Consider the following 2,244-nt stretch of genomic DNA (forward strand, 5'->3'; position numbering starts at 1 on the left):
CCTTATTGCACGATGTGGTAGAAGATACCGACTACACCGTTGAAGATATTGAAAACATCTTCGGGCCGAAGATTGCCCAAATCGTAGACGGACTGACTAAGATATCCGGTGGAATATTTGGCGACCGCGCCTCAGCACAAGCAGAGAACTTCAAAAAGTTACTGCTTACCATGTCGAATGATATCCGGGTTATCCTTATCAAGATAGCCGACCGTTTGCACAATATGCGCACACTCGGTTCGATGTTGCCCAACAAGCAATATAAGATTGCGGGTGAAACGCTCTATATTTACGCTCCGCTGGCCAACCGTCTGGGGCTCTATAAGATAAAGACTGAGCTGGAAAACCTGAGCTTCAAATACGAACATCCCGAAGAATATGCAGAGATAGAGGAAAAGCTGAACGCCACAGCCGCCGAACGCGATAAGGTCTTTAATGATTTCACAGCCCCTATCCGTACACAACTCGATAAGATGGGATTGAAATACCGGATTCTCGCCCGTGTAAAATCAATCTATTCCATCTGGAACAAGATGCAGACCAAGCATGTTCCTTTCGAAGAGATCTATGACTTGCTGGCGGTCCGGATTATTTTCGAGCCCCGCAATATGGAAGAAGAACTCAATGATTGTTTTGACATCTATGTATCTATCTCCAAAATATATAAGCCGCACCCGGATCGCCTGCGCGATTGGGTAAGCCATCCCAAAGCAAACGGCTACCAGGCATTGCACGTGACTCTTATGGGTAACAACGGGCAATGGATCGAAGTCCAGATCCGTAGCGAACGGATGAACGACGTTGCCGAACAAGGCTTTGCAGCACATTGGAAATACAAAGAAGGAGGAGGCAGCGAGGATGAAGGAGAACTGGAAAAATGGTTGAAGACCATTAAGGAAATATTAGATGACCCACAACCGGACGCCATCGACTTCTTGGACACTATCAAACTGAACTTATTTGCTTCCGAAATATTTGTGTTCACACCCAAAGGGGAACTAAAGACTATGCCGCAGAATTCAACGGCACTCGACTTCGCATTCTCCCTGCATACCGACATCGGTAGCCATTGTATCGGCGCTAAAGTCAATCACAAATTAGTGCCGCTTAGTCACAAGCTGCAAAGTGGAGATCAGGTTGAGGTATTAACTTCTAAATCGCAACGTGTGCAACCGCAATGGGAAGTTTTTGCGACCACCGCCCGCGCCCGCACTAAGATAGCGGCAATTCTCCGCAAAGAGCGCAAAGCCAATCAAAAGATAGGTGAAGAACTACTGAATGAGTTCTTGAAAAAAGAGGAAATACGACCGGGAGAAGCTGTCATCGAAAAGTTGCGCAAGTTCCATAACGCCAAGAATGAAGAAGAACTGTTGGCAGCGATTGGCAGCAAAGCAATCATTCTGGGGGAAGCTGACAAAAATGAACTGAAAGAAAAGCAAACCAGCAACTGGAAGAAGTACCTTACTTTCTCTTTTGTCAACGGCAACAAAGACAAGCAGCAAGAGGAGAAAGAACCTCAGGAAAAAGAGAAGATCAACCCGAAACAAGTGCTCAAACTGACAGAAGAAAGTTTGCAGAAAAAATATATCATGGCAGAATGCTGCCACCCTATTCCCGGTGATGACGTATTGGGATATGTGGATGAGAATGACCGGATTATCATTCATAAACGCCAATGCCCCGTTGCCGCCAAGCTGAAGAGCAGTTACGGCAACCGCATATTAGCCACAGAATGGGATACCCACAAAGAACTGTCATTCCTCGTATATATATATATAAAAGGTATAGACAGCATGGGACTGTTGAACGAAGTGACGCAAGTTATCTCCCGGCAGCTTAATGTGAATATCCGCAAGCTGACCATCGAAACCGAAGACGGTATATTTGAGGGTAAAATACAGCTATGGGTTCATGATGTGGAGGATGTAAAGACTATCTGCAACAATCTGAAAAAGATTCAGAATATCAAACAGGTGAGCCGTGTAGAAGAGTAAATTCTATTTTTAAACGAGAATTATCGCAGATTAACGAACGCAAAGAGAATATGAACAATCTGCGCAAATCTGCGTTTGGGATATTCCTAAAATAATAAAATTTAAGGCAACTACTTCATTGCGAATTAGTTGCCTTTTTTGTATCTTTAAGCATTCCCCCCAAAAAACGGTTTGACGGCCAAAACGGGGGTAATCTAAAATAAAAACACATGGTAAAGATACAAAAAATCTCAGAAATCGAACCTTGTTT

1 protein-coding gene is annotated in these 2,244 nt (G+C 44.1%); it reads left to right on the forward strand.

Going from position 1 to position 2,244, the window contains the following annotated elements:
- The coding region (locus tag BACFIN_RS16540) for a RelA/SpoT family protein (RefSeq protein ID WP_007749185.1) at nucleotides 1-1,994 on the forward strand (1,994 nt) is incomplete at its 5' end.
- Nucleotides 1,995-2,244: the final 250 nt, after the last annotated feature.

This window comes from Bacteroides finegoldii DSM 17565, from assembly GCF_000156195.1.
Lineage (GTDB): Bacteria > Bacteroidota > Bacteroidia > Bacteroidales > Bacteroidaceae > Bacteroides > Bacteroides finegoldii.